At 74.9% G+C, this 26,587-nt stretch carries 17 protein-coding genes; 10 read left to right on the plus strand and 7 right to left on the minus strand.

Annotation, left to right across the window (positions count from 1 at the left end; translation table 11 throughout):
- Window positions 1–15: 15 nt before the first annotated feature.
- The 8 genes from sucD to ddaH all read left to right on the plus strand — a co-directional run bounded on the left by sucD (window position 16) and on the right by ddaH (window position 9,269).
- Window positions 16–924 carry a succinate--CoA ligase subunit alpha gene (gene sucD, locus M1L56_RS10360; RefSeq protein ID WP_067945041.1) on the plus strand — a complete coding sequence of 303 codons (909 nt, stop codon included), beginning with the start codon at window positions 16–18 and terminating at the stop codon, window positions 922–924.
- Window positions 925–1,026: 102 nt separating this feature from the next.
- On the plus strand, window positions 1,027–1,533 hold the full coding sequence (locus M1L56_RS10365) for a hypothetical protein (RefSeq protein WP_067945043.1): 507 nt from the start codon (window positions 1,027–1,029) through the stop codon (window positions 1,531–1,533).
- Window positions 1,534–1,630: 97 nt separating this feature from the next.
- The gene (locus M1L56_RS10370) at window positions 1,631–3,088 is read left to right on the plus strand and encodes a hypothetical protein (protein WP_248599176.1); all 1,458 of its coding nucleotides are present in this window, start codon (window positions 1,631–1,633) and stop codon (window positions 3,086–3,088) included.
- A 30-nt stretch (window positions 3,089–3,118) separates the two neighbouring features.
- The gene (locus M1L56_RS10375) at window positions 3,119–4,387 is read left to right on the plus strand and encodes a DUF6350 family protein (RefSeq protein WP_248599177.1); all 1,269 of its coding nucleotides are present in this window, start codon (window positions 3,119–3,121) and stop codon (window positions 4,385–4,387) included.
- Between the two features lie 67 nt (window positions 4,388–4,454).
- Window positions 4,455–5,045 (plus strand): phosphoribosylglycinamide formyltransferase, encoded by a 591-nt coding sequence (purN, locus tag M1L56_RS10380; protein WP_067945049.1) that lies wholly within the window; start codon window positions 4,455–4,457, stop codon window positions 5,043–5,045.
- Window positions 5,042–6,652 carry a bifunctional phosphoribosylaminoimidazolecarboxamide formyltransferase/IMP cyclohydrolase gene (gene purH / locus M1L56_RS10385; protein ID WP_248599178.1) on the plus strand — a complete coding sequence of 537 codons (1,611 nt, stop codon included), beginning with the start codon at window positions 5,042–5,044 and terminating at the stop codon, window positions 6,650–6,652. Before purN ends, purH begins: the two co-directional genes overlap by 4 nt.
- 121 nt (window positions 6,653–6,773) lie before the next feature.
- Window positions 6,774–7,865 carry a Glu/Leu/Phe/Val dehydrogenase dimerization domain-containing protein gene (locus M1L56_RS10390; RefSeq protein WP_248599179.1) on the plus strand — a complete coding sequence of 364 codons (1,092 nt, stop codon included), beginning with the start codon at window positions 6,774–6,776 and terminating at the stop codon, window positions 7,863–7,865.
- A gap of 144 nt (window positions 7,866–8,009) precedes the next feature.
- Window positions 8,010–9,269 (plus strand): dimethylargininase, encoded by a 1,260-nt coding sequence (gene ddaH / locus M1L56_RS15940; RefSeq protein ID WP_282573485.1) that lies wholly within the window; start codon window positions 8,010–8,012, stop codon window positions 9,267–9,269.
- Here ddaH and M1L56_RS10400 read toward each other — a convergent pair.
- From M1L56_RS10400 to M1L56_RS10415, 4 genes are read right to left on the minus strand one after another with little or no spacing between them, the layout of a single operon-like run.
- Complete coding sequence (locus M1L56_RS10400; protein WP_248599180.1) at window positions 9,256–9,939, minus strand: ABC transporter ATP-binding protein; 684 nt, start codon at window positions 9,937–9,939, stop codon at window positions 9,256–9,258. The genes ddaH and M1L56_RS10400 overlap by 14 nt on opposite strands.
- A complete protein-coding gene (locus tag M1L56_RS10405; RefSeq protein WP_248599181.1) occupies window positions 9,936–10,898 on the minus strand; it encodes an ABC transporter ATP-binding protein in 963 nt (320 codons plus the stop codon). The genes M1L56_RS10400 and M1L56_RS10405 overlap by 4 nt, the downstream gene beginning before the upstream one ends.
- Before the next feature lie 2 nt (window positions 10,899–10,900).
- A complete protein-coding gene (locus M1L56_RS10410; protein ID WP_248599182.1) occupies window positions 10,901–13,693 on the minus strand; it encodes an FtsX-like permease family protein in 2,793 nt (930 codons plus the stop codon).
- Window positions 13,690–16,737, minus strand: a complete 3,048-nt coding sequence (locus M1L56_RS10415) for an FtsX-like permease family protein (protein WP_248599183.1) — start codon at window positions 16,735–16,737, stop codon at window positions 13,690–13,692. The genes M1L56_RS10410 and M1L56_RS10415 overlap by 4 nt, the downstream gene beginning before the upstream one ends.
- A gap of 429 nt (window positions 16,738–17,166) precedes the next feature.
- Between M1L56_RS10415 and M1L56_RS10420 the strand changes: the two genes are divergently transcribed.
- Window positions 17,167–18,963: an ABC transporter ATP-binding protein gene (locus M1L56_RS10420; RefSeq protein ID WP_374256498.1), complete on the plus strand. Its 1,797-nt coding sequence runs from the start codon at window positions 17,167–17,169 to the stop codon at window positions 18,961–18,963.
- Entirely contained in the window at window positions 18,960–20,765 is a 1,806-nt protein-coding gene (locus tag M1L56_RS10425; RefSeq protein WP_248599184.1) for an ABC transporter ATP-binding protein, read from the plus strand. Before M1L56_RS10420 ends, M1L56_RS10425 begins: the two co-directional genes overlap by 4 nt.
- Before the next feature lie 41 nt (window positions 20,766–20,806).
- Here the strand turns inward: M1L56_RS10425 and M1L56_RS10430 are convergent, their stop codons facing one another.
- The 3 genes from M1L56_RS10430 to M1L56_RS10440 form a co-directional block, all read right to left on the minus strand.
- A complete protein-coding gene (locus M1L56_RS10430; RefSeq protein ID WP_248599185.1) occupies window positions 20,807–22,042 on the minus strand; it encodes a type III PLP-dependent enzyme in 1,236 nt (411 codons plus the stop codon).
- Between the two features lie 152 nt (window positions 22,043–22,194).
- On the minus strand, window positions 22,195–22,773 hold the full coding sequence (locus M1L56_RS10435) for a hypothetical protein (protein ID WP_248599186.1): 579 nt from the start codon (window positions 22,771–22,773) through the stop codon (window positions 22,195–22,197).
- A 75-nt stretch (window positions 22,774–22,848) separates the two neighbouring features.
- Window positions 22,849–26,451, minus strand: coding sequence for a DUF3376 domain-containing protein (locus M1L56_RS10440; protein ID WP_248599187.1), 3,603 nt, complete (start codon window positions 26,449–26,451; stop codon window positions 22,849–22,851).
- Window positions 26,452–26,587 lie beyond the last annotated feature (136 nt).

Consider the following 26,587-nt stretch of genomic DNA (forward strand, 5'->3'; position numbering starts at 1 on the left):
AAGGATTCGAGAGCAATGACCATCTTTCTGAACAAGGACTCCAAGGTCATCGTCCAGGGCATCACCGGCGGCGAGGGCTCGAAGCACACCGCGCGCATGCTCGCCGCGGGCACCCAGGTCGTCGGCGGCGTCAACGCCCGCAAGGCCGGCACGACGGTGCTGCACAAGGACGCCGACGGCAACCCCGTCGAGCTGCCCGTCTTCGCGACCGTGCAGGAGGCGATCGAGCAGACCGGCGCCGACGTGTCGATCGCGTTCGTGCCGCCCGCCTACACGAAGGACGCCGTCGTCGAGGCCATCGACGCCGAGATCCCGCTCCTCGTCATCATCACCGAGGGCGTCCCGGTGCAGGACTCGGCCGAGTTCTGGGCCTACGCCAAGCAGAAGGGCGAGAAGACCCGCATCATCGGGCCGAACTGCCCGGGCATCATCAGCCCCGGTGAGTCGCTCGTCGGCATCACCCCGGCGAACATCACGGGCAAGGGCCCGATCGGCCTCGTCTCGAAGTCGGGCACGCTGACCTACCAGATGATGTACGAGCTGCGCGACCTCGGCTTCTCGACCGCGATCGGCATCGGCGGCGACCCCATCATCGGCACCACGCACATCGACGCGCTCGCCGCGTTCGAGGCCGACCCCGAGACCAAGGCGATCGTCATGATCGGCGAGATCGGCGGCGACGCCGAGGAGCGGGCCGCCGACTTCATCAAGGCCAACGTCACGAAGCCGGTCGTCGGCTACGTCGCGGGCTTCACCGCGCCCGAGGGCAAGACCATGGGTCACGCGGGCGCGATCGTGTCCGGCTCGGCCGGCACCGCGCAGGCGAAGAAGGAGGCCCTCGAGGCCGCCGGCGTGAAGGTCGGCAAGACGCCGTCCGAGACCGCGCGCCTGCTGCGCGAGGTGTACGAGGCGCTGAACGCGTAGCGAGCGGATGCCGCGGCCGGGCGGGATCGCCCGGCTCGCGCACCGCACCTGACGGCCCCGTCGGCGATGCCGGCGGGGCCGTCGGCGTGGCAGCATGGTCCCATGACCGAGCCCCGCGGCGCCGTGCACCTCCTGCGGGCGAGCTTCGTCACCGAGGAGTCGGTGTACGGCGTCCTCCTCGTGTCGGGCATGATCGTCGTCGCGGGGGGCCATCGCGACAGCTCGTGGACGACGTTCGTCACCGTCGTCGTCACCGTGCTGGTCTTCTGGGCGGCGCACGTGTACGCCGGGACGGTCGCGCACCACGGCATGGACGACCACCGCATGGTCGGGCTGCGCGAGGCGTTCCGCATCTCGTTCCGACGCTCGCTGGGGCTGCTCGTCTCGGCGCTCATCCCGTCGGTGATCCTGCTGCTCGGGGCGACGCGGGCCGTTCCTGATGCGGTCGCGCTGTGGGCGGCGCTGTGGGCGGGCGTGGTCGTGCTCGCGGTGCTCGGCTTCGTCGCGTTCCGCCGCCGCGGCGCCAGTCCCCTCATGCAGGTGGCCGGGTCGCTCGCCACGGCCGGGTTCGGGCTGGCGATGATGCTGCTGAAGGCGTTCGTGCACTGAGCGCCGGCGCGGCATCCGAATCACGGGACCATCGTCCCCTCGCGCACGGGACCGGCCGGTAGCGTCGGCGCCAGGGGACGCATGACGGGAGCACGCGATGAGCGACGCGACGGCCGCTGCCGACGACCTGAGGGCGCAGATCGCCCGCCTCGAGGCTGAGAACGCACGGCTGAGGGCGGCGGCGCCGACGGATGCCGCGCCGCCGGGCGGCGCACCGCCGGTCCGTCCCAGGCGTCGACGGGGGCGCACCGTCGCCGCGGTCGCACTCGTCCTCCTCGGGCTGCTGCTGGCGCCCGTCGCGGTGGTCAGCGCGTGGGCGAGGCTGCAACTGGTCGACACCGACCGCTTCGTCGCCACGTTCGCGCCGCTCGGCGAGGACCCCGCCGTGCAGGCCTTCATCGGCGATCAGGTGGTCGACGCGATCGAGGAGCAGGTCGACATCCCGCAGCTCACCGCCGACGTGTTCGACGGCATCCGGTCGCTCGACCTGCCGCCGCGCGCCGAGCAGGCGCTCGGCCTGCTCGAGGGTCCGGCCGCCCAGGGCCTCAGCTCGCTGCTCCGGCAGACCGTCGACCGGGTGGTGACCTCCGAGGCGTTCGAGGACGTCTGGACGGCCGCCCTGCGCGGCAGCCACCGGCAGTTCATCGCGGCGCTGCAGGGCGATCCGGATGCCGCGCTCGCGATCGGCGACGACGGCAGCCTGTCGGTGCAGCTCGGTCCCATCATCGAGGAGGTGAAGTCGCGGCTGGCGGACCGCGGCGTCGACTTCGCCTCGGCGATCCCCGTCATCGAGCGGAGCGTCGTGGTGGCGAAGGTGGACTCGCTCGTGCTCGTCCAGACCGTGTACGCACTGGCCGTCGCGGTCGGCACGTGGCTGCCGGTGCTGGTGCTGGTGCTCCTCGCTGCGGGCGTCCTCGTCGCCAAGCGGCGCAGCGCCGCCCTCGTCTGGACCGCGGCGGGCCTGGCCGTCGCGATGCTGCTCACCCTCGCGGGCTTCGGCACGGGACGGCTGTTCTTCGTCGCGACCGTGAGTCCGTCGATCATGCCCGCCGGCGCCGCCGAGGCGATCTACGGCGGGCTCACCGAGCTCATGGTCTCGACGCTCGTCGCGCTCACCGTGCTGGCCATCGCGATCGCGCTCATCGCGTGGTTGTCGGGCCCGTGGCGCCCGGCCCGGACGGCGCGCGGCATGGCCGACGACGCGTTCGGCGCCGTGCGGCGGGCCGGCGAACGGCGCGGGGTCACGACGGGACGGTTCGGGGTCGCGCTGCACCGGTATCGCGTGGGGGCCTACGTCGTGATCGCGGTGGTGGCCTCGCTCGTCCTGCTGTTCAACCGCCCGATCCAGGTATCGACCGTGGTGTGGACCGTCGTGCTCGCCCTGCTGGCCGTCGCGCTCGTCGAGCTGCTGCGCCGACCGCCGGCGGGGGAGGCGGACGACGCCGTCGCCGACGCCGCGACCACCGGCGCCCCCTACGGCGAGGCGATCGCCGAGGCGGACGCCGACGCCCGGGCGGCCCTGGGTCGCATCGATTCCGCACGTCCTGCGGGCTGATCCCGTCGCAGCGCATTAAGGTCGAGTGCGATGAGACGCACGACGATCGCCCTGCTGGCCGCCCTCGAGGCGTCGGTGTCGACGCTCATCGGGTACGGCGTGGCCCTCGTGCCGCTCATGCTCCTCTGGGCGATCGCGTTCGAGCTCGCCGCGCCCATCGACGTGTTCTTCCGCGTCGCCGGCGACCTGTGGCTGCTCGGGCACGGCGTCGACGTCACGGTCCGGCTCGATGCGGTGACCGCCGCGACCGTCGGGCTGCCCGGCGCCGACGAGGCGTTCACCGTGACGCTGCCGCTGCTCGGCTTCGCCGTGCTCACGTTCGCCTTCGCGCTCCGCATCGGTCGGCGGGCGACGCAGGGCGGCAACCCCGTCGTGGGCGCCGCCGCGGCCGTCGTGACCGTCGGGATCCTCGGCGGGGTGATGGGTGCGCTCGCCGCCACCGAGGCCGCGGTGCCGTCCCCGTGGCAGTCGGCGGTGCTGCCGGCCCTCGTCATGGCGGCCGGGACGCTCGTCGGCATCGCCCGCGCCTTCGCCCGCCTCGGGTGGGCGACGGATGCCACGACCAGCGTCGTCCGCGGCTGGGTGGACCGGTTGCCGCGGGTCGCGGTCGACGGCGTGCGCACCGCGGTCCGGGTCGGGGTCGGCGCGGCGTTCGGCGTCATCGCGGTCGCCGCGCTCCTGGTGGTCGTCCGGATCGTGCTCGACCACGCCACCATCGTCGGGCTCTACCAGACGCTCGGCGCGGGCGTCGACGGCGATGCGACGATCACCATGGTCCAGCTCGCCCTCGTGCCGAACCTCGTGATGTGGGGCGCGGCCTGGATCCTCGGCCCCGGCTTCGCGCTCGGCGCCGGCACCACCGTGTCGCCCGCCGTCACGCTCATCGGTCCGGTCCCCGGCCTGCCGCTGCTCGGGGCGCTGCCGCCCGAGGGCGCCCCGCTCGGGGTGCTGTGGCTCGCGCTGCCCGTGCTGCTCGGGTTCGCGGGCGCGATCGCCGTCGCGGCATCCGTCCCGGTGCACGAGGAGGCGCCCTGGTGGACGACCCTCGTCGTCGGGCTCGGTTCGGGCGTGGTCGCGGGGGCGCTGCTCGGGGTGTTCGCGGCGTGGTCCGGTGGGGCCGCCGGTCCGGGCCGGCTCGCCGAGGTCGGACCGGACGCGCTGCTCGTGGCTGCGGCGGCGGCGGCGAGCGTGGGCGTCGGGGCGCTCGCAGGGGTGTTCGCTGCGCGGGCACGCGCCCGGAACGCGATGGTCGACGCCCCGCGCGAGCCGTGGGTCGAGGACCCGTCGCCCGTCGGGTAGGTGCACGGGCGCCGGCGCGGCGGTCACGTGGCCGAGGGCGGCGTCCGCCGACCGGTACCCTCGTAGGGTGCTGAAGCTCGTCGTGCTGATCTCGGGCACGGGATCGAACCTCCGCGCGCTGCTCGAGGCGTCGGAGGACGCAGAGTTCCCCGCTCGCGTCGTCGCCATCGGCGCCGACCGCGACTGCGAGGGGCTGGGGCTGGGCGAGGAGTTCGGGATCCCGGCCTTCACCGTGCCGTTCACCGCCTACGACTCCCGTGACGAGTGGGGCGAGGCCCTCATCGAGCAGGTGCGGCGCTGGCAGCCCGACCTGGTCATCCTCTCCGGGCTCATGCGGCTCGTGCCGCCCGCCGTGGTCGACGCGTTCAGCCCGCACCTCATCAACACGCATCCCGCCTACCTGCCCGAGTTCCCCGGGGCGCACGGCGTGCGCGACGCGCTCGCCGCGGGCGTGACCGAGACCGGTGCGAGCCTCATCGTGGTCGACAACTCCGTCGACGGCGGGCCGATCATCGCGCAGGAGCGCGTGCCCGTGCTGCCGGGCGACACCGAGACCACCCTCCACGACCGCATCAAGCCCGTCGAGCGCCGCCTGCTGATCCAGACCGTGCTCGACATCGCCAACTCGCACCTCGACCTGAAGGAGCTCGCCCGATGAGCGGAGCCAGCATCGACCCGAGCCTGTACCGCGAACGCGACCTCGTCCCGGTGCGGCGTGCGCTCATCGCCGTGAGCGACAAGACGGGCCTCGTCGACCTCGCCGCGGCGCTCGTCGAGGCGGGCGTCGAGATCGTCTCCACCGGCGGCACGTCGAAGGCCATCGCCGACGCGGGCCTGCCGGTCACGCAGGTGGCCGAGGTCACCGGCTACCCGGAGCACCTCGACGGGCGCGTCCGCACGCTGCACCCGGGCGTCCACTCGGGCCTGCTCGCCGACCTCCGACTCGAGAGCCACGAGCGCGAACTCGCCGAACTGGCCATCAAGCCGTTCGAGCTCGTCGTCGTGAACCTCTACCCGTTCGTCGAGACGGTCGCGTCGGGAGCCGAGCCCGACGCCGTGGTCGAGCAGATCGACATCGGCGGCCCGGCCATGGTGCGCGCGTCGGCGAAGAACCACGCCAACGTCGCCGTCGTGGTCTCGCCCGATCGCTACGACGAGGTCCTCTCGGCCGTCCGCGCCGGCGGCACCACCCTCGCCCAGCGGCGCGACCTGGCGCGCGAGGCGTTCCGCCATACCGCGAGCTACGACATCGCCGTCGCGTCGTGGATGGGCAGCGTCGTCGCACCCGACCAGGCGGTCGACGAGTCGCCGTTCCCGGCGTGGGTGGGCGCGGCCTGGACCAAGGACGCCGACCTCCGGTACGGCGAGAACTCCCACCAGAAGGCGGCGCGCTACTCCGCGGTCGGCGGCCGGCCGGGCATCGCCCAGGCCGTGCAGCACCACGGCAAGGAGATGTCGTACAACAACTACGTCGACGCGGATGCCGCGGTGCGGGCCGCGTACGACTTCGAGGCGCCCGCCGTGGCGATCATCAAGCACGCCAACCCGTGCGGCATCGCCGTCGCGTCATCCGAGGCGGCCGACGCCATCGCCGATGCGCACCGCCGCGCGCACGAGTGCGACCCGGTTTCGGCGTTCGGCGGCGTCATCGCCGCGAACCGCTCGGTGACGCGCGAGATGGCCGAGACGGTGGCGGGCATCTTCACCGAGGTGCTCGTCGCGCCCGGCTTCGAGCCCGCGGCGCTCGACGTGCTCACGCAGAAGAAGAACCTCCGGCTGCTCGAACTGCCCGCCGGCTTCGAACCGCCCGCGGTCGAGATCCGTCAGGTGTCGGGCGGCCTGCTGCTGCAGCAGGCCGACCGGGCCTTCGCGGATGCCGGCGACTGGACCCTCGTCGCCGGCGAGCCCGCCGACGAGGCCACGCTCGCCGACCTCGCCTTCGCGTGGCGCGCGTGCCGTGCCGTGAAGTCCAACGCGATCCTGCTCGCCTCCGGCGGCGCCTCGGTGGGCGTCGGCATGGGGCAGGTCAACCGCGTCGACTCGTGCAAGCTCGCGGTCGAGCGGGCGGGGGAGCGCGCGGCCGGCTCCGTCGCGGCATCCGACGCCTTCTTCCCGTTCGCCGACGGGCTGCAGATCCTCCTCGACGCCGGCGTGAAGGCCGTCGTCCAGCCCGGCGGATCGGTGCGCGACGAGGAGGTCGTCGCCACCGCGACGGCCGCCGGCGTGACGATGTACTTCACCGGCGAACGGCACTTCTTCCACTGACGCCCCGCCGCGTCAAGGGTGCCCGAAGCGGCATCCGCTCGGGAGTACCCTTGGGGTGAAGGGCGCCCACGAAGCGCCCGCACCGCCGCGCCCACAAGGCGATGAACAAGGAGAACGATCGATGACGATCACGCACGACCCGGCACCCTCCGCAGAGGTCCACGCCGCACTTCCCCTCGACGCACCCGACCACGAGCGCGTGCTCATCACGCGCGGTCCGCGCTCGGGCCTCACCATCATCGTCGCGGTGCACTCGACCGCCCTTGGCCAGGCCCTCGGCGGCGCCCGCGTCTGGCACTACGAGCACTGGACCGACGCGCTCGCCGACGCCCTCCGCCTCTCGCAGGCGATGACCCTCAAGAACGCCGCCGCTGGCCTCGCCCGCGGCGGCGGCAAGTCCGTCGTGTGCATCCCCGCCGGAGTCACGCTCGACGAGGCCCGTCGCCACGACGCCATGCTCGACCTCGGCGACGCCGTCGAGTCGCTCGACGGCGCCTACATGACGGCTGAAGACGTCGGCACGAGCGCCGAGCTCATGGCCGTCGTGCACGAGCGCACCGAGCATGTGTGCGGCCTGCCGGCCGAGCAGGGCGGCGTCGGCGAGCCCGCCGACGCCACGGCCGCGGGCGTCCACGCCGGCATCCTCGCGACGCTCGACCACGTGTTCGGATCGCGCGACGTCGCCGGCCGGCACTTCGTGGTCGCCGGGCTCGGCCAGGTGGGCGGACGCCTCGCGCGCGCGTTGGCCGCCGGCGGCGCACGCCTCACGGTGACGGATGTCGCGACCTCGAAGCGCGCACTGGCCGAAGAGCTCGGCGCCGCGTGGGTCGAGCCCGCCGACGCGCACCGCGTCGAGGCCGACGTGTTCGTGCCGTGCGGCCTCGGCGGGGTGCTGACGCCGCAGGTGGTCGAGGAGCTGCACGTCCGCGCGGTCGTGGGCGCCGCGAACAACCAGCTCGCCGAGCGCGACGTCGCGCGCAGCCTCCGCGCACGGGGCATCGCCTGGGCGCCCGACTTCGTCGTGAACGCCGGCGGCGTGGTGTACCTCGACCTGGCTTCGACCCCGGGCATCGGGCAGGACGAGCTCGACCAGCGCATCGCCGGCATCGGCGGCGTCGTGGCGGCCGTGCTGCGCGACGCCGACGAGGCGGGCATCACGACGCTGGAGGCCGCCGAGCGCATCGCCGAGGCCCGCCTGGCCGCCGCGCGCTGAGCCACCGGGCCCGCCGCGCCGGGCCGGCGCGGACCCTCGCCCGCCGCTGAGGCGTCGTCGCACGAGGATCGCCCGCCGCTGAGGCGTCGTCGCACGACGACGGCCCGGCGGCGGGCGAGTCCGCGCCCCCGATAGGCTGGCGCCATGACGACGCCCCCCGCGATCCGCCTGCCCGCCGTCCCCGATCGGACCCCCTCGCAGGCGTCCGTGGCCCGGCGGAGCATCGCGGCGATCGCGTCGGCCGCGGCGGTCGCCCTCGTCGCGTTCGCGGCGGGCGTGCTCGCGACCTCGCTCGCACAGGGGCAGAACCCGGCCGTGGTCGGCCAGGCGGTCGCGTACTTCTCGCTCGCGGCGCTCGCGCTGTGGGCGCTCCTCTGCGTCGCGAACGCCGCCGGCGCGCTGCGCGCGTGGTTCCTCGCCGCGCTCGCCGGCCTCACCTCGGCCGTGCTCGCCGCACTCCTCGCCGCGAGCACGAACGTCCTCGCGCGAGGCATCGAGGTCACCGGCCAGGTCTTCTCGGTCGTGCTGGGCTCCCTCGTCGGCATCAACCTCGTCTTCATCGTCGCGGCGGTCCTCGGCGAGACGTTCCTGGCTCCGCGGGTCGAGCGCGCGGTGCTCCGGCACCGACCCCGCCGGCCGCAGCGGCGGGTCGCGCTCGTGCGGATCCCCGCCTCGAACCTCGCCGACGGCGAGCTCACCCACCTCGAGCGCCGACCGGTCGACAGCGCCCGTGCCGACGAGCAGTGGGACGACTACTGCGCCGCGCTCGTCGCCGAGGGATGGGAGACGGTCGAGGTCGACGCCGCCCCCGACCTGCCCGACTCGGTCTTCATCGAGGACACCGTGGTGTTCTTCGACGACCTCGCCGTGCTCGCGAACCCCGGCGCCGACTCGCGCAAGCCCGAGGTCGAGGCCGTCGAGCGAGCCGTCCGCGCGATCCAGGGCGTCTCGGTGGCGCGCATCGCCGCACCGGGCACCCTCGACGGCGGTGACGTGCTCAAGGTCGGCGGCACCGTCTACGTCGGCGCCTCGACGCGCACCAACGCCGAGGGCATCCGCCAGCTCCGCGGGATCCTCACGCCTCGGGGCTACACGGTCGTGGCGGTCCCGATGACGAAGGCGCTGCACCTGAAGAGCGCCGCCACCGCACTGCCGGACGGAACCGTCATCGGCTACCCCGGCCTGCTCGAGACGACCTCGCTGTTCCCGCGGTTCCTCGCCGTGCCCGAGCCCGAGGGCGTCGCGGTCGTGCTCCTCTCCGACGAGACGCTGCTCATGTCGGCGTCCGCGCCGCGCACGGCCGAGCTCCTGTCGCATCTCGGCTACCGCGTCGTGACGGTCGACATCAGCGAGTTCGAGAAGCTCGAGGGCTGCGTCACCTGCCTGTCGGTCAGGGTGCGCTGACGCGAGTGACGCGGCCGTCGTGCAGCTCGACCACCCGGTCGGCGCGCTGCACGAGGTTCGGGTCGTGCGTGGTGACCACCGCGCCGACGCCCCGCGCGTGCACGAGCTCGGTGATGAGGCGCATCACGGTCGCGGCCGTGCCGCTGTCGAGCTGGCCCGTGGGCTCGTCGGCCAGCAGCACCGACGGTCGGGCGGCGAGCGCGCGGGCGATGCCGACGCGCTGCTGCTGCCCGCCCGAGAGCTCGTAGGGGCGCTGCGCCGCGTGCCCGGCGAGTCCCACGACCTCGAGCGCGTCGGCCACGCGCGCCTCGCGCTCGGCGGCGGGGACGCGCTGCAGCCGCAGCGGCACCTCGACGTTCTCGGCCGCCGAGAGCACGGGGATGAGTCCGAACGACTGGAACACGTAGCCCACGCGGTCGCGCCGGACCGCGGCCAGCGCGTCGTCGTCGAGGTGCGACAGGTCGTCGTCGCCGAGCACCACCCGGCCGGCGGTGGGCCGATCGAGCCCGCCGAGCAGGTTCAGCAGGGTCGTCTTGCCCGCGCCCGAGCGCCCCGTGACCACGACGAGCTCGCCCGGGCGCACCTCGAGCGACACGGCGTCGACGGCGGTGATCGCGCCGGCGCGGCCCTCGTAGACGCGGGTCACCGCATCGGCTCGCAGGGTGGTCATCGTGCCTCCTCGAGGTCGTCGTCGTCCGTCGCGAGCGCGGATGGCGCGGGCCGGCCCCCGCCGGGCGGCAGGGCGCCGTCGTGGCCCGGTCGCACCTGCACGTGGTCCGGTTCGAGCGAGAGACGCACGCGATCGCGCAGGCCGAGCCCGGTCACGAACTCGTGGGGGAGCTGCAGCCGCCCGACCCGGTCGAGCACCGCGAACTCCTCGGCGATCGCCTGCTCGGTGCCGTGCTCGTCGATGCGCGTCGAGCGCAGCACCTCGGTGGAGGTGCGCCCGTCGCGGATCTGCACCGTGCGGCGCACGTGCTCCGACACCGAGGGGTCGTGGGTGACGATGAGCATCGTCACGCCGAGCCGTTCGTTCACCGAGCGCATGGCCTCGAGCACCGAGCCCGACGTCGCCTCGTCGAGCTCGCCGGTGGGCTCGTCGGCGAGGAGCACCTTCGGGTCGTTGGCGAGGGCGACGGCGATCGCGACGCGCTGCTGCTCTCCGCCCGAGAGCTCGGCGGGGCGCCGGTCCGCGGCCGCCGCGACGTCGAGCAGGTCGAGCAGCTCGGCGACCCGCGCGGCGCGCGCCCCGCGCCGCGAGCCGCCGGCCACGGCCATCGCCATGGCGACGTTCTCGGCCGCCGTGAGGTAGGGCAGGAGGTTGCGCGAGGTCTGCTGCCAGACGAATCCGACGGTCCGCCGGCGGTAGGCCACGCGCTCGCGCGCGCCCATCCCGAGCAGGTCGTGGCCGGCCACGCGGGCGACACCGGCGGTGGCGGTGTCGAGGCCCGAGAGGATGGTGAGCAACGTCGACTTCCCCGATCCGGATGCGCCGATGAGCGCCACGAGCTCGCCGGCCTCGATCCGCAGGTTGAGGCCCTGGAGCGCCTGCACCTCCACGCCGTCGGCGCTGAAGATGCGCACGAGGTCCGAGCACAGGATGTGCGGTTCCGCGATGGACTGCGTCATGGTCAGCCTTCCTCCTCCTTGCGCATGGCGCGGGCCGCGCTCACCCGGCCGCCGATGTGGGCCGCCGTCACCGCCGCGCCTGCCGACACGATGACGGATGCCGCGACCACCGCCCCGATGACCGCCCAGTCGTAGGCGACGACCGGCGCCTCGACCCCGCCGGTGAACGCCCGGAGGTCGACACCGGAGAGCACCACGATCGGGACGGTCATGCCGAGGACCACGCCCGCGACGACGGCGACCGCGGTGACCGGGCCGATCTCCCACGCGACAATGGCGCGCTCGCCGCGTCGGCCGAGGCCGAGCGTCGCGAGCAGCGGCAGCAGCCTCGATCGGGCCGCCTGGCCGACGAGCAGCGCGAGCGCGAGCGCGAGGGCGGTGAGGAACGCGGCGATGGCGATCGACGCCACGAGCCCGGTCCGGAGCCCGCCCGCGTCGGGCGTCGAGGCGATCTCCTCGGTCAGCCGTCGAGCGTCGGTGACCGCTGCGCCCTCGCCCGCGATCGCCGCGAGGGCTTCGCCGGTCCTGGCGGGATCCGCGCCCGGTGCGAGGCGGACGAGCACGCTGCGGGGCACGAGCGAATCGACGAAGGGCGCGGCGTTCACGCGGTCGACGAGCATCCACGACGCCCGGGTCGTGAACGGGCTCTGGGACTCGCTGGTCGCGACCACGTCGATCGCGCGGCCGTCGAGCCCCACGTCCTCGCCGCCGGCCATGAAGTCGGCCACGGCGGCCGACGCGACGATCGGGATCGGGTCGCCCTCGTCGCCGAGCGCCGACGGCAGCGTGAGCGCGTCGAACCGGCCCTCCTGCACCGTCGTGAGCTCCTCGCGGTCGACGACGACCAGCACGACCGGGCGGTTCCTCCCATCGACCTCGAGGACGGCGGGCCTCGCGGAGTACACCGGGGCGGTGGCGGCGACGCCTCGGGCCGCGCCCATCTCCTCGAGCTGTGCGCGGGTGAGGGGCACGCCCGACACCACCAGGTCCGACCCCGCCCGGCGCTCGCTCGCCGTGTCGGTGCCGGCATCGAGCGTCGAGAGCATGACCGCCGAGGAGACCGCGACCGACATGCCCACCACGACGGCGAGCACCGGCACGAGGCCGGCGCTCGGGTCGCGCAGGGCCCGCGCGGAGCCGAGGAACGGGACGAGGTCGCGGCGGCGCGACATCCGGCGCACGAGCGCGGCGAGCGGCAGCGGGTACACGCGGAGCACGAGCACGCACGCGGCGAGCGCCAGCAGCAGGGGCGCGGCCGCGAGGAGCGGGTCGACGCCGACGCTCGCCGACCCCGCGGTGCCCCGCTGCTGGAGCAGCATCACGGATGCCACGGCGACGATGACGACGAGGGCCTCGACGACGACGCGGGCGCGCCCGGCGCCCGACGTCCCGAGGTCGGCTCTCGCGCGGCGCAGCGGACTCAGCGCGGGCGCGCGCGCGACGAGGACGGCGGCGGGCGTGGCCGCGAGCACCGCCGCGAGCGGCCAGCCGGCGACCGAATCCGCCTCCGGCGTCGCCGCGATGCCGACGGCGGCGCCGACGAGAGCGGCCGGAACGCCGATCGCGAGGCCCTCGAGCACGAGGACGCCGCGCAGCTGCGCCGGTGACGCGCCTCGCGCGGCCGCCAGCTCGAGGCCGGGCCGACGGCGCTCGAACACGACCTGGACGGCGAGCACGAGCACGGCGATCGCGACGCCGAGCGGCCCGGACGCGACGGTGGCCAGCACGGTGTCGACGGATGCCGCCGCGGCCGTCGCGGCGTCGAGCTGGTCGCGCAGCCCGGAGGTGAAGCCGACGTCGCCCACGGTCCGCACCGCGAGGTACGGCACGTAGGTGCCCGGCGGCGCGTCGGGGAGCGTGACCTCGACGGTCCGCCCGGAGCCGAGCACCTGCTCGGTGCTCGCGAGCTCGCCGAGCTGGGCCGCGATCCTCGGGGCGTCCGCCGCGCGGATGCCCGCGTCGTCGATCGGGATCCACGCGTCCATCCGCAGCGCCAGCGCGAGCGGCGCGAAGTCGGGCCACGACGCGGGGTCCAGCCATCCGACGGCCGTGTACTCGGGCGGCGCGAGGCCGTTGTCGACGACCGACGCCCGCAGGCCCGTCGGCACGTGCGTCCAGAATCCCGCGGCGGCGTCGACGGGTTCGACGGTCCCGGCGAGCCGGACCCCGACCGGGATGCCGCTGTAGTCGATGTTCCGGACCTCGCCGATCGTCCAGCGCAGGTCCTCGGCGACCGGCCGGGCGAGCACGATCTCCATCGGTTCCTCGCGGGGCTCGGCGAGCGGTCCCGGAAGCGGCGCCGGCCACGCGCCCTCCACGAGCCGCACGTGCTCGCGGAGGCGCGGGTCGAAGCCGGGCTGGATGCGGTAGACCGGACTCGCGGGGCTCGCGCCCGGCACCTCGGCGCGAACGGGCCCCGAGACGGCGACCACCATCGGGTCGCCCGTGGCGGCGCGCAGCGGCTGCGGCAGGGCGTCGCGGATGGCGCGGAGGCGCTCCTCCTGCCCGCCCCACACGGCCTCGACGTCCTCGCTCAGGGAGGTGCCGCGCACGGAGGGCCCGGCGTCGGGACCGAGCGGCGTGGTCGCGGTGAGGTCGAGCTCGACCGCCGGCCGCTCGGCCAGTCGTGTCGCGAGCGCGTCGCTGTGCACGGCCGCGACCGCGCGCGGCACCGCCATGGCGAGGGCGGCCGCGGCGCACACGAGCAGCGCGACCGCGATCGACGGCAGCGGGCCGGAGGCCCACTGGCGGAGCAGGAGTCCGGCGGCGGAGGTGCGGGAGCGTCGGGCGGTCATCGGTCCGCGTCTCCCGGTCGGGCGCTTCCCGCGCGCACGCGGACCTCTCGGGCCGCCGCGACCGCGACGAGGAGGGCGCCCGCGACGAGGGCCGCGAGCCCGAGCGCGAAGGGGGTCCAGGTCGGTGCGTACGTGGCGGCGAGCCCCGGGGCCGCCGATGGCACGGCCGCCCGGCCGAGGTCGGGCGCCGTCAGCAGCCCCACGGCCACGCCGATCGCGATGCCGATCACCGTGGCGGTCAGGGCGACCCCGGCGAGCTCGGTGCGCCGGGCCGAGGCCTGTCCGCGCGACGTCGTGCCGAGCGCCCGGAGCACCGCGACCTCGTCGGAACGCGCGCTCCCGAGCGCCGCGGCGAGCCCGGCGAGGCCGACGAGCGCGAAGCCGGCGGCCCCGGCGGCGCCGATCCAGAGCGCCGAGAGCGCCGGCTCGACCAGCGCGGCGCTCGACGCATCGGCGCGCGTGTCGACGTCGATCGCGAGGCTCCGGTCGGCGACGAGCGCCGCCGCAGCGGCCGCCGGGTCGTCGGCGGCGAGCCAGAACTCGGTGTGCTGCGGGACGCCGGCATCGTCCGCGAAGGCCGCGGCGCCGACCGCGGCGAGGTCGGCGAGGATGCCGGGCTCCCCGCCGGCGACGACGGGAACGACGTCGGCGACCTCGGCACGGACCGTCGCGCCGCCGGCCTGGATCCGGAACTCGATCGGGTCGCCCGGCTCGGCGTCGGCGAGGGCGGCGATCCGTTCGTCGACGACGACGGGAACCGCCTCGTCGGTGGAGGTCGCCGCGAGCCGGTCCGCGGGCGCCGTCGACGACACGGCGAGCTCGCCGGCGAGCCCCGTGGCCCGACCGTCGACGCGCACGTCGCGGACGCCGACGACCAGGTCGCCCGATCCGCCGGTCAGCCGCGCCTCCACGCCCAGCAGCGTGAGTCCCTCGGCGTCCGGCGCGGTCGCGGCCAGGGCGACCGGGACCCCGGGGTCGGCGGCGCCCGCATCGACGCGGTGGGCGATGCCGGTCCCGTCGAGCATCCAGACGGCCACGGCCGCGCGAGGCGCGCCCTCGGTCACCGGCTCGTCCGCATCCGCGGGCACCGCGGATGCCGCCGGGGCGACCTCGACGTCGACGACGATCTCCGAACCGGGCGGCGCCTCCGGACCGCGCGCGGCCGACGCGAACTCGGTGGTCGCGCGAGACGGCAGCTGGGTGGCGGCACCGGGGGCAGCGGCCTCCAAGCGGTCGACGGGCAGGGCGACGAGGTCGACGGGATCCGACCCGACGCGGACCTCGCCGCGGAACACCGGGACCGCGGCCCGGACGCCCGCGCGTCCGGCGAGGTCGCGGCCCAGGGCGGTCGCGGCGTCGTCGCCGGTCACCACCGAACGGCCGGGGAGCGCGACGCGCACCTCTCCGCCGAGCTCGGCGGCCGCGGCCGCCCGGTCGAACGCCCGCCACGAGCCGTCGACGGCGCCGGTCAGCGCGAGGCCGCCGGCCGCGAACGAGAGCACGAGCACGGCCGACGCGTAGAGCGGCGTGCGACGCGCGATCTGCCGGGCCGGCAGGGCCGGAACGAGTCCCGGAAGGGTCGCGCCCCACCGTTCCAGCACGCGACCGGCTCCGCCGGCGACCGCCACCGCGGCGACGGCGAGGGCGAGCAGCACGAGCACGGGCGCGAGCGAGGCGAGGGGATCCACCTGCGTCGCCCCGGACGCCGACACGACGAGGGGCGACCCGTACAGGCGGAACTGCCACAGCGCGATGGCCGCCAGGGCGACCAGGAGCACGACCCCGCCCGCGGCGAGCGCCCGCCGGGCGCGCCCCGTCTCGTCACCCGACCCGCGCACGACCGGCCGCCGGGCGTCCGTCCACGCGGTCCCGGTGAGGACGCCCACGACGACGGCGACGACGCCGGCGGCCGCGAGCCAGGGGAGCAGGGGCTGCGCGGCGGCGAGCGGCGCGGCGGCCGCGAGCGCGACGGCGCCGCCGACCGCCCCGATGGCCGCGGCGGGAATCGCGACCGCGAGCGCCTCGATCACCGCGTCCCGCGACAGCGTGCCGGGCGAGGCCCCGCGGGCGAGGAGGAGCGTCGTCTCGCCGCGCCGGTCCGCCACGAGCAGGGCGGCCAGGCGTACGAGCGCGACGAGTCCGGCCACCCCGAGCAGCAGCAGGGGAAGCGGTGCGAGTGCGCGCACCGACCCGAGGCCCGCGAGCAGCCGATCGAGGGTCGCCCCGAGCCGGCCGCTCTCGATGATGCCGTCGGTGCCGAGCTCGGGCTCGTTGCCGAGCGCGGGCGCAACGGAGGCGAACGCGGCGCGGAGGGCCGCAACCGTCTCGGCGTCGGCTGACGCGCCATCGACGACGACCGTCCAGCGGACCAGCAGGGCGCCGTCGACCTCGGCGAGCGCCGATTCGTCGACGAGCACGGGTCCGAACGCCGCCCCGTCGCCCCCGGAGGACAGCAGCGGGTCGCCCGCCCACTCCGGAGCGGCGGGGTCGAGCGGACGCCACGTGCCCACGACGACGAAGCGGGCGCCGTCCAGTTCGATCAGCGAGCCGAGCCCGAGACCGGCGACCGCGGCGGCGTCGGCGTGCACAGCCGCGGGTCGCGCATCGGCCGGGATCCCCCCGTCGCCCGGCTCCGCGTCGTCCGGCCACGTGCCCTCGACGAGCTCGGCCCGGCCGGGCACGGCGGGGTCGGCGAGCAGCACCGCCCGGGGTGCGCCCTCGGCCTCGTCGAGGCGGGGGAGCGGCGCGCTCTGCACCGAGCGCGTCCAGGTCGCGGCGTACGGCGAGACGAATCGGTCGAGCACCCGCGCCGCGGCATCCGACTGGGCCTCGGCGTCATCGGCGAGCCGGGTCTGCCACCGCGCCGCGCCGTCCGCGCCGTCGGCCGCGGCGATCGCGTCGCGCGCCCCCGAGGTCGGCGCCGTGACGAGGATCGCCGTGACCAGCGCGAGCAGCGCGGTGAGCAGCATCGCGACCGCGGCGACGCCCGCGAGCACGCCCGATCGGGCTCGCGAGCGCGCGAATCGCACGCGCGTCGTCGCCACGCGACCTCCTCATCGTCCGGGCCCCACGCGCGAGGGAAGCAGGGGTCACCGGAGTCCGGCGCGTGTCGGGTCGGGACAGCGTAACCGAGAACCGGCTCTTGCGCGCCATGCCGGCTTGCACATAGCCTGAAGGGCTGGCCGCGCGGGGAACCATCCGCCGGTCAGGGGTTCGTGACGACGACGCAGGAGGACGACATGCAGACCACCGACACTCTCGCCCGCACGGTCGCGGCGTTCGGTCCTGCCGTTCCGACGTCCGCCACGGTCCTGGCCGGGTAGTCCCGACCGGGTCCGTCGTGCCGGCGTGACGCCGGCTCCTGCCCGCGGGGGGCGACTCCCCGCCGTTCGCGCGCCTCGGTGCGCCTCCACGTTTCTCCATCGACGAGGTCCTCGACCAGCGACCCGTCGCGCTCTCCGGAAGGATCCGGCGTGACCGCCACGCATTCCCAGCCCCACCCTCACCATGACCGCCGGGTCGGCACCGTGCGGGCCCTGCTGCGGCTCCGCGCGTACGCGCGACCCGCCATCCCGTGGATCCTCGCGGGCATGGCGGCGTCGCTCACCGCGCAGCTCGTCGCCCTGTCCATCCCGCAGGTGCTGCAGGCGATCGTCGACGGTCCGCTCACCGAGGGCGACGCGGCATCCGTCGTGCCCCTCGCACTGCTCGTGCTCGGGCTCGGCGTGCTCGAGGCGCTGCTCGTGGCGCTCCGCCGCTGGTTCGTCCTGAAGCCGGGCACGCGGGTCGAGGCGTCGATGCGCAACACCCTCTACGCCAAGCTCCAGGACCTGCCCGTGAGCTTCCACGACCGCTGGCCGAGCGGCCAGCTGCTCTCGCGCGCCGTGAGCGACCTCAACCTCATCCGCCGCTGGATGTCGTTCGGGCTCGTGCTGCTCACGGTGAACCTCATCGTGATCCTCGTCGGCATCGGCATCCTCGTCTCGATGAACTGGATGCTGGGACTCGCGTTCCTCGTCGCGTCGCTGCCGCTCTGGGTCGTGGGCTACCGCTTCGAGGGGCGCTACTCCGAGGTCTCGCGGCGGAGCCAGGACCAGCAGGGCGACCTCGCGACCGCGGTCGAGGAGTCGGTGCACGGCATCCGGGTGCTGAAGGCGTTCGGCCGCGGCAAGCACGCGCTCACGACGTTCCGCGCGCAGGCCGAGACGCTGCGCTCGACCGAGCTCGAGAAGGGGCGCCTCGAGGCGGCCATCTGGTTTTGGCTCATCGTGATCCCCGCGATCGCCCTCGCGGGCTGCCTCGTGCTCGGCGTATGGCTCGCCGCGCAGGGCACGCTCACGGTGGGCGAGCTCGTCGCGTTCTTCGCGACCGCGGGCGTGCTCGCGTGGCCGATCGAGTCGATCGGCTTCCTGCTCGCGTTCACGCTCGACGCGCGCGCGGCGACCGACCGCTACTTCGACATCATCGACAGCCGGAACGACATCGTCGACCCGGAGCGTCCCGTGTCGATCGAGCGGCCGCGCGGCGAGCTCGCGTTCCGCGACGTGCACTTCCGCTACCAGGACTCGCCCGAGCGGTTCGGCGACCTGCTCGACGGCGTCGACCTCGTCGTGCGGCCGGGGGAGACCATGGCGCTCGTCGGCCTGACCGGCTCGGGCAAGACCACGATGACCGCGCTCGCGACCCGCCTGTACGACGTCACGGCCGGCGCGGTGGAGCTCGACGGCGTCGACGTGCGCGCGCTCAGCCGCGAGGAACTGCGCCGCCACATCGCGATGGCCTTCGAGGACGCCACGCTGTTCTCGGCGTCGGTGCGCGACAACGTGCTGCTCGGCCGGCCCGAGCTCACGGGCGACGCGGCAGCCGACCCCGCCGTCGCCGCCGAGGCCGAGCGCGTGCTCGAGGAGGCGCTGCGCATCGCGCAGGCCGGCTTCGCGCACGGCCTGCCGGACGGGATCGACACGAAGGTCGGCGAGGAGGGCGTGCTCGCGACGACCACGGCCCTCATCGTCGCGCACCGGCCGTCGACGGTCATGCTCGCCGACCGGGTCGCCCTGCTCGAGGACGGGCGCATCACCGCGGTCGGCACGCACTCCGAGCTGCTCGCGACGAGCGACCACTACCGCTTCGTCATCTCGAGCCTCGAGGACGAGGAGCGCGGCCGGCAGGCCGGGACGACCGACCGCATCGACGGAGCCGCGACCGGATCGGCCGACCGCATCGACGGTGCCGACACGGAACCGGCCGAACGAGAGGAGGTGGCACGATGACCGTCACCGGTGTCGCCGGCGAGGAACGCCACGATTTCACCAAGGCCGAGTCGAAGCAGATCCGCCAGCGCTCGCTGCGCCTGCTCCGCTCGCTCCTGCACCCCGTGCGGGGAACGCTGTGGCTCACCATGGCCGTGGTGCTCGTCTCGACGCTCGCCCAGGTCGCGGGTCCCGCGCTCATCGCGTACGGCATCGACACGGGTCTGCCCGCCCTCGTCGAGGGCGATTGGGTGCCGGTCGGGTTCGCCGGGTTCGCGTACCTGTTCACCGGCGTGGTGGGTGCGTTCCTCATCGCCTGGTACATCCGGCTCGCGGCGCGCATCAGCCAGGCGGTGCTCATCGACCTGCGCACGCGCATCTTCCTGCACACGCAGAAGCTGTCGCTGGAGTTCCACGAGTCGTACACGTCGGGCCGCATCATCTCGCGGCAGACGAGCGACCTCGACGCCATCCGGGAGCTCCTCGACGAGGGCGTCAACGCGCTCGTCCGCGGCACGCTCTACATGGGCTTCACGGGCATCGCGCTCGTGCTGCTCGACCCGGTGTCGGGCATCGTGCTCGCCGCGTCGATCCTGCCGCTGGCGCTGCTCACGCGCTGGTTCCAGCAGCGCTCGCAGCGCCTGTTCCGCCGGTCGCGCACGGCCTCGGCGAACCTCATCGTGCAGTTCGTCGAGACCATGACGGGCATCCGCGCGGTGCAGGCGTTCCGCACCGAGCGCCGCAACCGGAAGGAGTTCGGCCGGCTGGTCGAGGACTACCGCGACGTCAACGCGCGCGTCATCCAGCTGTTCGGCATCTACGACCCCGGGCTGATCCTGATCGGCAACGTCACGGTCGCCGTCGTGCTGCTCGTGGGCGGCCTCCGGGTCATCGACGGACAGCTCGAGATCGGCGTGCTGCTCGCGGCCCTGCTGTACACGCGCCGGTTCTTCGACCCGCTCGAGGACATGGCGATGTTCTACAACGGCTACCAGTCCGCGGCATCCGCGCTCGAGAAGATCTCGGGCGTGCTCGAGGAGGACCCGAGCGTGCCCGACCCGCGCGACCCGGTCGACCTGTGGAAGGCCGACGGCCGCGTGCGGTTCGAGGGCGTCGAGTTCGCGTACACCCCCGAGCGGATGGTGCTGCCGAGGTTCGACCTCGACATCCCCGCGGGGCAGACGATCGCGCTGGTGGGGTCGACCGGCGCGGGCAAGTCGACGCTCGCGAAGCTCATCGCGCGGTTCTACGACCCGAGCGACGGCGTGGTCGAGCTCGACGGCGTCGACCTCCGTCGACTGCACCCGAAGGACCTGCGCCGCGCGATCGTCATGGTCACGCAGGAGGCGTACCTGTTCTCCGGCTCGGTGGCCGACAACATCCGGCTGGGCAAGCCGGATGCGACGCCGGAGGAGATCATCGCCGCCGCGAAGGCGGTCGGCGCCCACGAGTTCATCGAGGGCCTGCCCAACGGGTACGACACCGACGTGAACAAGCGCGGCGGACGCGTCTCGGCGGGCCAGCGCCAGCTGATCTCGTTCGCGCGCGCGTTCCTCGCCGACCCGGCCGTCCTGATCCTCGACGAGGCGACGTCCTCGCTCGACATCCCCTCGGAGCGAGCGGTGCAGGAGGGCCTGCAGACCCTGCTCGCCGATCGCACCGCGGTGATCATCGCGCACCGCCTGTCGACGGTCGCCATCGCCGACCGCGTCCTCGTGATGGAGCACGGCCGCATCGTCGAGGACGGCTCGCCGGCCGAGCTCATCGCGGGGTCGGGCCGGTTCGCGAAGCTGCACGCGGCCTGGCGGGAGTCGCTCGTGTGACCCAGCGGATGCCGCGGGTTCGGGCTCGCGGCATCCGCCGGTCACGCGTCGCGCGGCGCCGGGAGCACCAGCACGGGGGTCGGCGCGATGCCGTTGAAGCCGGTCGCGGTGGCCCACGTGTAGGCGCCCATCATGGGGGAGACGAGCAGGTCGCCGTCCGCGAGCGGCGGCAGCGGCAGTCCTCGCGCGATCACGTCCACGCTGTCGCACGTGGGCCCGGCGAGCGTGACGGGCACGCGCGTGCGGGTCAGGACGCGTCGCGTGACGCGATCGGCGGCGTCGTCGCCGATCCGCTGCACGCCGAGCTCCGCGGCGGCGAACACGAGCGCGTGCACGTCCTCGGCGGGGATGTTCGAGTACGCGCCGTAGAGCCCGTCGTCGAGGTAGTGCCAGCGTCCGTCCGGCCGATCGTTCGTCCCGATCACCCGGGTGACGAGCATCATGGCGGGGGCCGAAACGAATCGGCCCGGTTCCACGACGACGCGCACGTGCGGGGGCACGGCCGCGAGGGCCGGGCGGATGCCGCGCGCGAGCTCGGCGAGGGACGGCACGGGCTCGTCGTAGGGGACGGGGAACCCGCCGCCGAGGTCGAGCAGCTCGAAGCGGATGCCGTGGCGCGATTCGAGGTCGCGCATGAGCTGCAGCGTCGCGGCGATCGCCCGCTGCCACGGTTCGGCCGAGGTGGTCTGGCTGCCGACGTGGAACGTGAACCCGCGGACCGGCAGGCGTGCGGCGAGGCAGCGCTCGACGAGCGCGGCGGCGTGCTCCGGCGCGACGCCGAACTTCGACGAGAGGTCGGACTTGGCGCCGGGGTTCGGGAACGAGAGCCGGACGAGCACGCCGACCTCGCCGCAGGGGAGTCCGGCGAACTTCCCGATCTCGGAAGGGCTGTCGACGACGAAGGTGCGGATGCCGCGCAGGTACGCGCTCGTGATGTCGGCCACCGTCTTCACGGGGTGGGTGTGCAGGCAGCCGGCGATCGGGACCCCCCGGCGCTCGAGCAGGTCGATCTCGCCGCGCGAGGCGACCTCGAAGGACGCGCCGAAGGCGTGGACCGCGTCGATTACCGCGGGGTGCGGCAGCGACTTGGTCGCGAAGTGGATGCCGACGCCGGGCAGTTCCCGGCGGATCTCGGCGAGCTGATCGGTCACGCGTGCCGGATCCAGGACGAACAACGGCGACGCGTGCTCGCGGACGAGGTCCCCGAGGCGGATGCGCTGCGCCTCGGCGGCGAGGTCGCGGCGGACGAGCTCGCGGTGCGGCGGCTGCTCGGGCATCGGCCCGGCGTCGCGCCGGCGGCGCTCCGGGCGGCGCGACCGCTCGGGGCTGCGCGCGGATCCGGGGTGCGGGAGCGGTTCGGTCCGCGGGTCCGCGGGCGCCGGGCGGGGCGCGGTGATGGTGCGCCGCGGGCCGGTTCGGGTGAGGAGGCTCATCGGACCGCCACCCCCAGCTCGGGCCGGGGCGCCGACCCGCGGATCGCTCGCGTGCGACGGGCGGGTGCGGCATCCGTTCGGCCGTCGGGGAGGATCACCCGGCGCCCGAGTTCGAACGAGACGATGGCGATCGCGTAGAAGACCGCGTCGGCGGCGAGCTTGCCGACGAGCCAGGCCCGCGGATCGGGCCCCAGCCAGGCGGCGGACGCCACGAGCAGGGCGGGTCGCACGACGAGCGTGTCGAGCACCTCGGCCGGACCGAACTCGGCGAGCATACCGCGCAGGGTCAGGGCGACCGCGGCGACCACGCGGCCGGCGGGCGAGGGGATGCGCCCGACCCGATGCGACGCGAGGTGGCCCCGGACGCCGCGGACGACGACGAGCGCGTAGTAGCCCACGCTTTCGGCGACGGTGCCCGCGACCGCGGCGACCACGATCGAGCCGCTCGTCTCGTACGCCGCCCAGGAGCCGGCGACCGCCGCGACGGTGCCGAGCACCTCGAGCGGCAGGTACCGCGCGACCCACTCGGCGACGCGGTGACGACGCGTGCGATGTGCTCCGACCGAACCCGACATGCTCCGAGCGTCCCAGCGGGAGTGTCGTGCCGGATCCGGAGTCGCCCCTCGGATCCGTCGGGGCGGCCCCTGAGATCAGCGGTCCGGCGAAAGCGGGGCCCGCTGCACGGCGTCCTCGACCGGGGGCGCCTCGCGCACGGCCTCCGGAAGCCACCAGAGCACGTTCGCCCAGACGACGATGAAGACGGCCGCAGCGACCGTGTCGGCCAGCAGGTCGGCGGCGCCCGCCGTGGCGTACGTCGACGCCACCCAGTAGGCCACCACGGCGCTGCCGACGGCGGCCACGGTGACCGTGAGCCAGTTCACCAGCCGCGTCCCGCGGATCTCGGCGAGATTCCGCCCGACGCGCAGCCAGCCCCACGTGAGTGCGACCGTGACGGCGCCGGCCCCGACGGCGAGGACCGGGAGGTTCCACGACCCCTCCGGCGCGAGCCACACCGGAAGCGCGTCGGCGAGGTCGAGCCAGAGCTGGACGAGCGGGAGCACGCCCCCGAACAGCCCGAACACGGCGACCATGGCGATCGTCCGGGCGTCGCGGCCGGGGATCGGCTCGCGGCGAGCCGACGACGCCAAGCGCCGAGCGACCGCGCCGAGGACCACCGTGACCCCGATGCAGAGCAGGATCAGCAGGAAGTTGCTCTGCAGCAGGGCGATCACGAGCGGCACGACGCTCGCCGTGGCCACCCCGGCCATGACGTACGCGCGCCGTCGCGCGACGCGACGCGCCGCCTCGACCTCGTCGCCGAGCGACCCGCCGAGGGCCTGCGCCACGTCGTGCCATCGACGCTGGACGGCGACCGCACCACCCCAGGTCGACGCGATCGCGATCGCGGCGACGAGCGCGGCCACGATGGCCCATCCGGGCTGCACGGCGTCGATCGACTCCCACGTCAGCGGCCAGGCGACGGCGGCCACGAACCCCGCGACGAGCGCGAGGCGGGGCGGGTCGGCGACGGCGGGCAGCGCGACGAGCAGGGGGCGGAGCACGGCGAGCACCGTCCAGGCGAAGATCCGCCACGCCCGCCCGACGGGCTGGACGAGCACCCGGTCGAGGAGGCGGACCGTTCGCGACGCGATCGCGAACCGGTACGCGGGCGGCAGGTTCAGGACGGTGTCGGTGCCGGCCCGCAGGCGTGCGCGCAGCGCCCTCGGGTCGGCGGGGAGCGCGGCGGCCTTCCCGGACGACGCCGGCGCCGCGTCCGCCGTGCCTGCCCCGCTCGAGGACGGCGTCGGCGACACCGGGTCGTACGGCGACAGCCCCGTCGTCGCGTACGCGGGCTCGGCGGCCTCCTCGAGGACCGCGCCCTGCAGCAGCCGCACCGCGGCATCCGTCCGCACCCGCCCTCGAGCGAGGGAATCGAAGAAGCGCGCGAGGCCTGCCGCGGCGTCCAGGCGACCCCACCACCAGTCGTTCACGCGCCAGTCGCGCGAGAGGAACCCGAAGAAGTTCCCGAAGCCGTATCCCGCGAGCTTCGTCTGCCGGTCGATGAGCGGATGCTCGGCCTCGGAGCGGACCTCGGACGCGATCGCCTCCACGCTGCGCGCCGGGTCGCGCAGCGCCCGGCCGAGGACGGCGTACCGACGATCGGCCTCGAGCGCCGCGAAGTCGCCCGGGTCGGCGGGGGCCTCGTCGACGCCGATCGCCCAGTAGCGCACGTGCGACAGCGCCGCGGGGATGCCCGCAGCGTGGTACAGGGGCGGGAGGTGCTCGGCGGCCAAGGTCTTCGTCGAGGCGAGGGGCCGCCACGCGGAGCCCGTCCACGTGGGCGAGAGCCGGCGTTCGCCGCGCTCGGCCTCGCGCTCGACCCGCGTGCTGGTCAGGCCGAGCAGGGCGACCGCCCGGTCGAGCGCCTCCCACTGCTCGGCCGTGCGGATCCGGCCGGATGCCGTGAGCCAGGCGTCGACCCACTCGTCGAGCTCGTCGGAGGTCGGAGGTCGGCGTTCGGCGGCCGCCTCCTCCGCGAGACCCACGACCCGGGCGGCGAGCTCGTCGCGCCACTGCGTCGCCTGCTCCAGTGCACCGTAGGCGGCGGTTCGGACCGACCCCAGCTCGATCGCCTGCCGCGAGCCGGGGCGTGCGGGCATCGACTCGAGCGCGCGCGCCCAGCCGAGCACGCAGTTGGCGGCGTCGGCCAGCGCGAGCGGCGACCGGGCGACCTTGGCCGTGTCCGCGACGCCGAGGGCGGCGAAGCGCTGCCGCAGGGCCGGGCCGAGTGCGGCGAGCCGGCTGCGCGGGATCGGCCGGTACCGACGGCGCGTCGGCAGCGTGGACGCCAGCTGCCACAGGCTCGGCGCGGCGATGGTCTCCGCGAGGTGGTCGGCCAGGTCGGCCGAGAGCGCCCGGACGTAGGCGGACCTGCGCGCCTGCACGGCCTCGGGGGTCCACTCCGCGCTCGCCACGAGCGGTGCCGTGCCGTCGAGGCGCGCGGCGGCGACGAGCCGCTGCGCGTTGAAGCGCTCGAGCTCCGCGACCTCCCGCGCGACCGACTCGCTGCGCATCTGCTTCGACACCATGGCCCGCAGGGCGCGGAAGAACCGCGACGCGTTCGCGTCCCACTCGGTCTCGCGGCCCACGGGCGGGTCGGGCTCGGGATCGAGGAAGAGCATGACCCGGTCGGCACGACGCTCCGAGACGCGCAGGCGCGCCGAGCGCAGGGCGCGCTCGATGGGCACGTTGTCGAACACCGCGCCGTCGACGATGCGGTACGGCGTGCCGGACTGCTCGCGATGCGCGGCGAAGGCGAAGCGCATGCCGCGCTCGGCCGCGTCATCCGGTTGGCCCGCCGTGCCGCCCCACGAATCGACGTGGGCCGGCTCGAACCCGCCCGCGAGCGACGACGTGGAACGCGCGGCGAGGGCCAGTCGATGCAGGCTCGCCCGATCGTCGCCGAGCCGGGTCTCGTCGATGCCGTCCTCCTTGCGGGGGATCCGGTTGTCGAGGAGGTGCTCGTCGCTGCCGATGAACCGGAAGTGCCCGCGTCCCTCGTTGGCGTCCTCCTCGTAGGCGTCGTCGGCGTCGATCACGGTCGCCGACAGGTCCACGCCCGTGTAGGGCGAGACCAGGTCGGGATGCCGCTCGTCGGTGTCGTAGATCGTCGTCAGCGCCTCGAGCACCTTGGGCCGGAAGTAGCCCTCGCCCTGCATGAGCGCCACGATCCCGCCCGCGCCCGGAGGGTGCAGCAGCCCCCAGAAGCCGCCGACCTTGGCCCAGGTGTCGAGGAGCCGGTCGAGGCCCGTGCCCGCGCGCTGCGCGACCGAGTACACGACCGCGTTGAGCCCGCCGGCGCTCGCCCCCGCGAGCAGGTCGAACTCGACCCGGTCGTACCCGGCCGCGTCGAGCATCTCGGCGTACGCCTGGAGGCGGGCCAGCATGGGCGGCGTGAGCGGGCGGCCCGCCGGCTCCGGCACGAGCGCGAGGGTGCCGCGCTCGGTGTCGAAGAGGCGGATGCGGCGGATCAGGTCGAGCTCGGCCACGGCGCCGCCGATCCACACGGCGAGGCTCACCCCGCCGCGCATGGCGAGCGCGATCCGCATGGTGCGGTTGAACGACGGGACGGCGTGCCGCCCGAGCGCCACCGCCTCCACGCGTTCGTGCGGCCGCACCACGACGAGCTCGACGGCGCGGTCCGACATCGTCACGCCCCCGGCACGGGTGGGATCGGCATCGTTCGGGACCATGGCGTCGCTCCTCGGGGCTCGGGCGCCGCAGGCGCCGTCGATGCCGCGCGCGGTGGGCGGGCTGCGCGGCGGATCCCAGCGTGGCACGACCCCGACCCGCGATGCACGCCGGGCTCGCCGTGTGCGCCGCTTGCCC

The sequence above is a fragment of the Agromyces sp. C10 genome, assembly GCF_023217995.1.
Taxonomy (GTDB): Bacteria; Actinomycetota; Actinomycetes; order Actinomycetales; family Microbacteriaceae; genus Agromyces; species Agromyces indicus.

What these genes read in the sequence shown, in the direction of transcription:
- M1L56_RS10435 (WP_248599186.1), bottom strand. Translation starts at nt 22,773, where the DNA reads ATGTCGGGTTCGGTCGGAGCACATCGCACGCGTCGTCACCGCGTCGCC.
- M1L56_RS10375 (WP_248599177.1), top strand. Translation starts at nt 3,119, where the DNA reads ATGAGACGCACGACGATCGCCCTGCTGGCCGCCCTCGAGGCGTCGGTG.
- M1L56_RS10365 (WP_067945043.1), top strand. Translation starts at nt 1,027, where the DNA reads ATGACCGAGCCCCGCGGCGCCGTGCACCTCCTGCGGGCGAGCTTCGTC.
- M1L56_RS10410 (WP_248599182.1), bottom strand. Translation starts at nt 13,693, where the DNA reads ATGACCGCCCGACGCTCCCGCACCTCCGCCGCCGGACTCCTGCTCCGC.
- M1L56_RS10400 (WP_248599180.1), bottom strand. Translation starts at nt 9,939, where the DNA reads ATGACCACCCTGCGAGCCGATGCGGTGACCCGCGTCTACGAGGGCCGC.
- purH (WP_248599178.1), top strand. Translation starts at nt 5,042, where the DNA reads ATGAGCGGAGCCAGCATCGACCCGAGCCTGTACCGCGAACGCGACCTC.
- sucD (WP_067945041.1), top strand. Translation starts at nt 16, where the DNA reads ATGACCATCTTTCTGAACAAGGACTCCAAGGTCATCGTCCAGGGCATC.
- M1L56_RS10405 (WP_248599181.1), bottom strand. Translation starts at nt 10,898, where the DNA reads ATGACGCAGTCCATCGCGGAACCGCACATCCTGTGCTCGGACCTCGTG.
- M1L56_RS10370 (WP_248599176.1), top strand. Translation starts at nt 1,631, where the DNA reads ATGAGCGACGCGACGGCCGCTGCCGACGACCTGAGGGCGCAGATCGCC.
- ddaH (WP_282573485.1), top strand. Translation starts at nt 8,010, where the DNA reads ATGACGACGCCCCCCGCGATCCGCCTGCCCGCCGTCCCCGATCGGACC.
- M1L56_RS10440 (WP_248599187.1), bottom strand. Translation starts at nt 26,451, where the DNA reads ATGGTCCCGAACGATGCCGATCCCACCCGTGCCGGGGGCGTGACGATG.
- M1L56_RS10425 (WP_248599184.1), top strand. Translation starts at nt 18,960, where the DNA reads ATGACCGTCACCGGTGTCGCCGGCGAGGAACGCCACGATTTCACCAAG.
- M1L56_RS10430 (WP_248599185.1), bottom strand. Translation starts at nt 22,042, where the DNA reads ATGCCCGAGCAGCCGCCGCACCGCGAGCTCGTCCGCCGCGACCTCGCC.
- M1L56_RS10390 (WP_248599179.1), top strand. Translation starts at nt 6,774, where the DNA reads ATGACGATCACGCACGACCCGGCACCCTCCGCAGAGGTCCACGCCGCA.